General features: G+C 75.9%; 6 protein-coding genes. All 6 read right to left on the bottom strand.

The genetic code is table 11. The features are described from left to right. Positions 1-144: 144 nt before the first annotated feature. The 6 genes from ACFYNO_RS11535 to ACFYNO_RS11510 all read right to left on the bottom strand — a co-directional run bounded on the left by ACFYNO_RS11535 (position 145) and on the right by ACFYNO_RS11510 (position 7,661). Complete coding sequence (locus ACFYNO_RS11535; protein WP_388009122.1) at positions 145-1,224, bottom strand: prenyltransferase; 1,080 nt, start codon at positions 1,222-1,224, stop codon at positions 145-147. Then, positions 1,221-1,955: a class I SAM-dependent methyltransferase gene (locus ACFYNO_RS11530; RefSeq protein ID WP_388009119.1), complete on the bottom strand. Its 735-nt coding sequence runs from the start codon at positions 1,953-1,955 to the stop codon at positions 1,221-1,223. The genes ACFYNO_RS11535 and ACFYNO_RS11530 overlap by 4 nt, the downstream gene beginning before the upstream one ends. Before the next feature lie 106 nt (positions 1,956-2,061). Next, a complete protein-coding gene (locus tag ACFYNO_RS11525; protein WP_388009116.1) occupies positions 2,062-3,384 on the bottom strand; it encodes a glycosyltransferase family 4 protein in 1,323 nt (440 codons plus the stop codon). Between the two features lie 106 nt (positions 3,385-3,490). Then, a complete protein-coding gene (locus ACFYNO_RS11520) occupies positions 3,491-4,651 on the bottom strand; it encodes a hypothetical protein (RefSeq protein ID WP_388009113.1) in 1,161 nt (386 codons plus the stop codon). Then, positions 4,648-6,759, bottom strand: coding sequence for a hypothetical protein (locus tag ACFYNO_RS11515; protein ID WP_388009110.1), 2,112 nt, complete (start codon positions 6,757-6,759; stop codon positions 4,648-4,650). Before ACFYNO_RS11515 ends, ACFYNO_RS11520 begins: the two co-directional genes overlap by 4 nt. Further along, complete coding sequence (locus ACFYNO_RS11510) at positions 6,756-7,661, bottom strand: hypothetical protein (RefSeq protein WP_388009107.1); 906 nt, start codon at positions 7,659-7,661, stop codon at positions 6,756-6,758. Before ACFYNO_RS11510 ends, ACFYNO_RS11515 begins: the two co-directional genes overlap by 4 nt. Positions 7,662-7,700: the final 39 nt, after the last annotated feature.

Below are 7,700 nucleotides of genomic sequence, written 5' to 3'. Positions count from 1 at the left end.
CCCCCCCCACCCACCCCCCCCCCCCCCCCCCCGCCCCCCCCCCGGCCCCCCCCCGGGGGGGGGGGGGGCGGGCGCCCGCCCCCCCCCCCCCCCCCCCCCCCCCCCCCCCCCCCCCCCCCCCCTTCCTGACGTGCTGACACGGGCTCAGCAGCAGCCCTGCACGGCCAGGCCGGCCGGCAGCCGCCCGGCCGCGAAGACGGTGGCGGTGGCCGGGTCCCCGCCGAGCGCGGCGACCGCGAGCAGCAGCGCGCCGGCCGTCCAGGTGGTGCGCTCCTCGGGCCAGATGGCGTCGTCCTCGAAGACGTAGCCGGTCCAGTAGGAGCCGTCCTGGTGGCGCAGCCGGCCGATCCATCGCAGGATCCGCACCGCGTCCTCGCGCCGGCCCACCGCCCAGAGGGCCAGGGCGAGTTCGGCGCTCTCGCCGCCGGTCACCCAGGGCCGGTCGCTGACGCAGCGCACGCCGAGGCCGGGCACCACGAAGCGGTCCCAGTCGCCGGCCAGCCGCTGTTCGGCGGCCGGGCCGGTCAGCGCGCCGCCGAGCACCGGGTAGTACCAGTCCATCGAGTAGCGGCCCTTGTCGAGGAACCGCTCGGGGTGCTCGGCCACCGCGTGCTGCAGCCGGCCGGCCGCCAACTCCCAGTCCGGCTGCGGCTCCTGACGGTGCTCGGCGATGGCCAGGCCGCACCGCAGGGCGTGCAGGATGCTGGCCGAGCCGGTGAGCAGCGCCTCCTGGGCGGGCGCGCCGTCCTCGTCCAGCCGCCAGGAGACGGCGCCGCCGGGCAACTGCAGGCCGACGGTGAAGTCCAGCGCCCGCCGGACCACCGGCCACATCCGGTCCAGGAAGGCCGTGTCCCGGGTGGTCAGGTAGTGGTGCCAGGTGCCGACCGCGGCGTAGGCGCAGAAGTTGCTCTCCACCGCGCGGTTGCTCACGTCCTCGGCGCCCTCGCCGTAGTAGCCGGCGAACCAGGAGCCGTCCGGGTTCTGCCGCTCGGCCAGCCAGCGGTAGGCGCGCTCGGCGGCGGCGTGCTCGCCGGCCGAGTCCAGCGCCATCGCCGCCTCGGTGTGGTCCCACGGGTCGAGGTGGCCGCCGGTGAACCACGGGATGCCGCCGTCGGGCCGCTGCTCGGCGAGGATCGAGCGGACCGTGGCCGCCGCCTGGGCGGCGTCCAGCACACCGGGCAGCAGCAGCGTCTCGGGGGCCGCCACCCCGTCGGGGAGGGTCATTCGGCGGTCCGCCGCGGCTTGCTGGCGTAGGCGACGAAGCTCTTGCCGAGCACCGGGTTGAGCGCGGCCTCGGCGGCCTTGGTGAGCTTGCTGATCACCGGGGTGCCGACGATGTCCCAGACCAGCAGCTGGTGGTAGGCCTTCACCGGCAGCGCCTTGTCGTTGTTCACGCCGACCGCGCACTTGATCCACCAGTAGGGCGAGTGCAGGGCGTGCGCGTGGTGGGTGCCGTAGGGTTTCAGGCCGGCGCCGCGCAGCTTGCCGAGCAGCTCGTCGCCCCGGTAGATCCGGATGTGGCCGCCCTCCACCTCGTGGTACTCGTCGGAGAGCGCCCAGCAGATCTTCTCCGGCAGCCAGCGGGGCACCGTGACGGCGAGCAGGCCGCCCGGCTTGAGCACCCGGAACATCTCGCGCAGCACGCCCTCGTCGTCCGGGATGTGCTCCATCACCTCGGAGATGATGATCTTGTCGAAGGACTCGTCCTCGAACGGCAGCGCCAGGGCGTTGCCCTCCACCGCCTGGGCACTGGCGCCCTCGGGGGCCTCGCCGGCTTCGGCCATCGCGTCGAACCACCTGCGGACCTCGGCGATCTCCTTCGCGTTCTGGTCCAGCGCCACCACGTTGGCGCCCCGGCGGTAGCACTCGAAGGCGTGCCGGCCGCCACCGCACCCCAGGTCGAGCACCCGGTCACCGGGCGCCAGTGGGAACCGGGAGAAGTCGACGGTCAGCACTGCGGGACTCCCATTCGTTGCGACGCCGGGCATCTGCCCGGCGCTGGTTCAGGTGGCGCGGGGCCGGCTGACGGGAGGTCAGCCGGCCGGGGCGCCGGTCGATCGGTCAGAGGTAGCGCCAGCCGGGGCCGGAGCGGGCCCGGGCGCCGGCGCCGGTGGCGATCGCGGCCCGGTAGACCCCGGCGGTGCGCTCGGCGGCCCGCTCCCAGGTGAAGTTCTCCAGCACCCGCTGCCGGCCGGCCGCGGCCAGCCGGGCGCGCAGCCCGGGGTCGTCCAGCAGCCGGCCGAGCGCGCCGGCCAGCGCGTCCGCGTCGCCGGGCGGCACCGCCAGGCAGGTCGCGCCGTCCGGCCCCGCCACCTCCGGGATCGCCCCGCCGGTGCTGGCCACCAGCGGGGTGCCGGTGGCCATCGCCTCGGCGGCGGGCAGCGAGAAGCCCTCGTAGAGCGAGGGCACGCAGGCCACCTCGGCCGAGCGGTAGAGGTCCACCAGCTCCTGGTCGGTCAGACCGGTGCGGAACTCGATGTGCGGCTCCAGGCCGAGCCGGCGCACCGCGTCCGCGATCGGGCCCTCGCCCTGCTTCTTGCAGACCACCACCAGGTGCGCCTCCCGCTCGGTGCGGACCTTGGCCAGCGCCTCGACCAGGTAGAGCAGGCCCTTGAGCGGCACGTCGGCGCTGGAGGTGGTGACGATCCGGCCGGGCACCACGGCCACCCGGTCGGACGGCGACCAGAGCCGGGTGTCGGCGCCGATCGGCACCACCTCGATGTTGCCCGGCGCGGTGCCCAGCTGCTCGGCGATGCCGCTCTTCGAGCTGCCCGAGACGGTGATCACGTGGTCCAGCCGGGCGGCCACCCGGCGCTGCATCCGGGTGAAGGCGTACCAGCGGCGCAGCGAGAGCCGGCGGCCCCGGGTGGCGGCCGCCTCGAGCTCCAGCCGGCGGTCCTCGGTGACCGGGTGGTGCACGGTGGTGACCAGCGGGAAGCCGTGCCGGGCCAGGCCGAGCAGGCCGTAGCCGAGTGTCTGGTTATCGTGCACCACGTCGTAGCGGCCGCGGTGCCGGGCCAGGTACTGCCGGGCCCGCAGCGAGAAGGTCAGCGGCTCGGGGAAGCCGCCGGTCCACATGGTGGCGACCTCCAGCGCGTCCACCGGGCCGCGCAGCTCGGCGGCCTTCGGGGTCCGGAACGGGTCGTCGGCCCGGTAGAGGTCCAGGCTGGGCAGCTCGACCAGGCGCACCGAGCCGGGGCCGGGCACCTCGTCCAGCACCGGGTAGGGCTGGCCGCCGATCACGTCGACGTGGTGGCCGAGCCGGGCCAGCTCGCGGGAGAGGTGGCGCACGTAGACGCCCTGCCCGCCGCAGAACGGGTCGCCGCGGTAGGAGAGCAGCGCGACCCGCAGCGGCTGGTCGGGGGTGGGTGGCAGCGCCGTCATGGTCGGCCCCTTCTGCCCACGCCCGCCGGGCTCTGAGCGTGTGAACACCAGAGACCCTGAAGATTACCGGCCCGTAGCTTCTGCTTCGGAAGCCGGGCGAGGTGATTCACACCACGCCGCCGGGGGCCTCCTTGTCGAAGCTCACCGGTTCCGGCCCCGGCTGGTCGGCCACCGCCGGGCGCGGGCGGCGGTCGGGGTCGAGCAGGGTGGGCATGGTCGGCAGCCCGCCCTCGGGCCAGGCCGCGCCCGGCGCCAGCCGGCCCAGCATCGCGTGGGTGATCAGCTGCTGGACGCTCTCGTCCAGCTGGTGGCGCTGCACCACGCCCTCGGCCACCAGCTTGCCGACGAAGTCGACGGCGGTCTGCTGGTGCTCCCGGGCCAGCCGCTGCACCTCCCCCAGCACCTCGTGCGCCCGGCCCGGGTCCTGGGCCAGCAGGAAGGCGTACTGGTCGGCCGCACCGGACCGGACCACGTGCAGCGCCTCCTGCATGTTGTGGCGGCGGCGCACCTCCCGGGCCTGGTCCCGGGCCAGCTCGACCGCCTCGTCGTTGCGGGCCTTCTCGATCGCCTGGGCCGCCTCACCGAGGTCGATCCGGACGAACACCCTGGTCCTGATCCCGTACTCCTTGCCGATCTCCTTCCAGGCCTCGCTCTCCTGGACCTTCTTGATCTCCCAGTCGGCCCGCTCGGCATCGGCCAGGTCGAAGCCGCGGCTCACCGTGCGCAGCAGGTCCAGGATCCTCGGGCGGAGCATCACCCCGACGTCCACCAGCCGCTTGTTGGCCGCCAGCAGGTGCTTCTCCACCTCCCAGTTGACGTCGACGCTGGTGACGAAGCTGTCCTTGTCGCCCTTGGCGGGCAGCCGCAGCTCGAAGGAGGACTGGTGCTCGCCACCGGCGATCTGCACCACCGCGGCCGGCCGCCGGACCTGCCAGGGGAACCACCACGGCCGCCGCTCGTGCGTCCGGGACTGCAGGGTGAGCACGCTGTGGCCGCCGTTGCGGTAGAAGACCACCGAGGCGAGCTGGTGGTCGCGGTGCGTGTAGCGCTTCTGCGGGTGCAGCTCCCGGACGAACGGGCCGGCCAGCTTCTGCGGCAGCTCGGTGTCGCCCGGGTCGCTGGGGCTCTGGAGCGGCTTCGGGCCGGCCGGGACCTGGTTCGGGTACTGGACGGTCTGGGCCTGGTACGGGTAGGAGGCGGTCGGCGGCTGCGGCGGGGCCGGCGGGTACGGGTCGGTCCGGCCCTGGCCGGGGTGCGGGGCGGTCACAGCGTCTCCAGTTCCTTGGCCGCGCCGGCGGCCTCGCGCAGCCGGCGGGCGAGCTCGGGGTCCAGCGGCGGGTCGTAGTCGCGCTCCAGCCGGTCCACCAGGTCGAACATCCGGTTCCGGTCGTCCTCGGTGGCCAGCGAGAGGCCGAGCAGCCGGAGCAGCGGCCCGGCCCACTCCTTGCCCGGGGCGGCGCGCAGCAGTTCGCTGACGGCCTCACGGGCCACCAGGTAGCTGCGGGGGGTGTTCAGCGCGGTCCAGAGCAGCCCGGCCAGCTCCAGGGCCAGCTCGGGTTCGGCCACCACCAGGGCCGGGCCGATCGGCCAGTCCTCGCGCTCCAGCAGCGGCCCGGTCGGGTTCCAGCACTGCCAGACCCGGGTGCGGATCAGCCAGAGCGAGCTGACCAGGCCGAGGTTCTGGTACTCCGGGCGGCGGTGGCTGAGCCAGCGGCGGATCCGGGCCAGCACCGGCCCGGCCGGCCCGGCCACGGCCAGCTCCACCACGGCCTCCGCGCCGGCCCACATCTGCTCGTGGACCTCGGTGAGGGCCAGCCGGGCGATCCGGTCCAGGGCCGACTGCCGGCTCCGGGCGGCCGAGGGGTGGCAGAGCGCGGCCGCGGCCGCCGCCCGCCATTCGCCCTCCTCGTGCTGGAGCCACTGGCCGATGACGTCGTGCACCACCGGGCCCATGCCCGGCTGCTCGGCCGCCTCGGCCAGCACCAGCCCGACGGCCCGCTTGGCCCAGTACTCCTCACGCGCGACCAGCGGTCCGATCAGCCCCTCCAGCACCTGGCGGCCGTCCAGCGCGAAGAGCCGTCCGCCGGTGAGCGCGGCCCGCACCGAGACCGCGGCCCGGTCCTCCCCGGCCAGGCCGGTCAGCCAGCGGATCAGCGGGCCGCGGGCGTTGGGGCGCTGCTGCCAGAGGTGTTCGAGCACCGCCGGGCCGAGCCGGGCGCCGCGGAACCTGACCCGGGTGATCGCCGCCTCCCGGGTGCCGGAGACGGACTCGGTGCCGGGCTCGGCGACGGCCCGGGCGGCGGCCAGCTGGTCGTCCAGGCTGTCCGCGAAGACCGGGCGGCCCGGGGTGCGCTTCGGCCGCACCGTCACCCCGAACTCCCAGGCGAGCTGTTCGGCGGCCTCGACCACCGCGTGCAGCGGGGCGCCGTCGAGCACCGCGAGGGCGGTGCGCAGCGCGGCCGCCCGCAGGGCCGGGGCGGAGTCGGCGCGGCGGCCGGTGCCGAACCAGCGCGCCGCCTGGGCGGGCGCGAAGCCGGCGCAGGCGGCCTCGAAGGCCTCCTCGGTGAGGGTGCCGAGCCGCCGGTCGGCCAGCAGCGCGGCCAGCCCGGCCGCCTCCGCCGGGAACAGCTCCTCCAGGCCGAGCAGGTCGCGCACCTGGGGTTCCCGGGCGGCCGCCACCAGGGCCTGGATCTCCTCGGGGTCCAGGTCGGGCAGCCGCAGCCAGAGGTGACGGTGGACCACCCGCTCCTCGTCGGGCGGGCGATGCTCGGCCCGGTGCCGGCCGTCGCTGCCGTTCGGCTCGACCAGCAGCACGGCCCGCGCCCCGTGCCCGGCCAGCTGGGCGTGGAAGCGGTCCAGCACCAGCGGGTCGGGGGCGCTGCCGGCGGCCGGCTCCAGCAGGTAGCCGTGGCCGTCCTTCAGGTCCTCCTGGGCCAGTTCGGCCAGGTCGCAGTCCGGATCCAGGCGGAGCACCCGGCCGCCCGTCGCGGCGTTCAGCAGGGTGAGCGCGCAGGCCGTCCGGCCGGTGCCCGGGACGCCGGCCAGCACCAGCAGCCGCTCCTCGTCCAGCCGGCGGGCCAGCTCCGGGTAGCCGGGCGGGTGGACGAAGGCCGAGGCCAGGCCGGTCAGGTCGGCCTCCGGCACCGGGCCGGTGAGCAGCACCGGGCGGGCGGCGGCGCCGATGTTGACGGTGGAGATGGAGTCGGCGCCGAGGAAGGTGCCGCTGCCGGTCATCGAGATCCGCTGGCGCACCTCCCGGTAGGTCCGGGTGCCGCCGGCGCCCTCGCCGGCGTGCGGGTTCCCGGCCGCCAGGCCGGCGCCGCCCGGCTCGGCGCCGGACCCCTCCGCGGCGCCGTCGCCCTCGCCGGCGCTCACCGGTACTCCTGCTCGTCGTCCTCGCGGAAGTTGATGCTGCCGATCCGGCCGGCCGCGATGGTGGTGCCGCTGCCCCGGCCGACGCTGCGGATCTCGCGGGCCCGGACCGGCTGGACCTCGGCCGGCTCCTTGCCGAACTCCCCGCCGCCGATCCGCTCGATGCTCTCGGCGGCGATCGTCAGGCCGCTGTCGTAGCCGTCGGCGCTGACCACCAGGCCGTCGTCCGCGGCGGCGGGCGCCCGGCCGGGAGCCGCCCGGTGCTCCGGTTCCCGGCCGGGCGCCCGCTCCCGGTCCCGCTCCGGCTCCACCCCCGTGGGAGCCGGACCGGGGCCGGGGACCCCCCGGAGGCGGAACCAGGCGGTCTGGTCGCCCTCCGGAAGCCGTACGCGCTGGGCGCGGTAGTGCGCGGGGTCGATCCACTCGGCGCCGGCGCCCACCCACTCCCGGTAGAGCGAGTCGCTGAGCGCCACCAGCAACGGGGCCGCCGGGGCGGTCCGCAGCAGCAGCTTGGCCTCCTCGCAGTTGCCGAGCCGGCAGGCCAGGTCGACGGCGCGGCCCGAGCGGCCGTACGGGTCGGCGGTCACCGGGCCGGCGTGCATGCCCACCCGCAGCCGCAGGACGTGGCGGGCGTGGCGGTTGCCGCTGCGCAGGTTCTGGTAGAGGTGCTCCAGCCACGGGCCGAGCAGCTGCTGCGGCGCCACGGTGGGGGCGATCACCAGCAGGATGCCGTCGCCGCGGTCCTCGCGGTGCACCTGCGAGTCGGCGACCCGGGCCTGTTGCAGCGCCTCGCGGGTGACCCGGTAGAGCTCGGCCCGCATGGCCGGGCGGAAGTCGTCCGGCAGCCGGCCGGAGTCCTGCACGTCCAGGTTGATCACGAAGCCGAACCTCGCCTGCTCGGTCATTGTGCTCCCACTCGTTCCGCTGTCCGTTGTCCGTCGCCC

Origin of the sequence: Kitasatospora sp. NPDC006697 (assembly GCF_042869935.1) — a bacterium.
GTDB lineage: Bacteria > Actinomycetota > Actinomycetes > Streptomycetales > Streptomycetaceae > Kitasatospora.
The sequence above is the reverse complement of the archived record's forward strand: the minus strand, read 5'-3'. Positions and strand labels throughout refer to the sequence as shown.

Bases quoted from the DNA above. Each gene is read 5' to 3' on its own strand.
- ACFYNO_RS11535 (WP_388009122.1), bottom strand. From the start codon at position 1,224: ATGACCCTCCCCGACGGGGTGGCGGCCCCCGAGACGCTGCTGCTGCCC.
- ACFYNO_RS11525 (WP_388009116.1), bottom strand. From the start codon at position 3,384: ATGACGGCGCTGCCACCCACCCCCGACCAGCCGCTGCGGGTCGCGCTG.
- ACFYNO_RS11510 (WP_388009107.1), bottom strand. From the start codon at position 7,661: ATGACCGAGCAGGCGAGGTTCGGCTTCGTGATCAACCTGGACGTGCAG.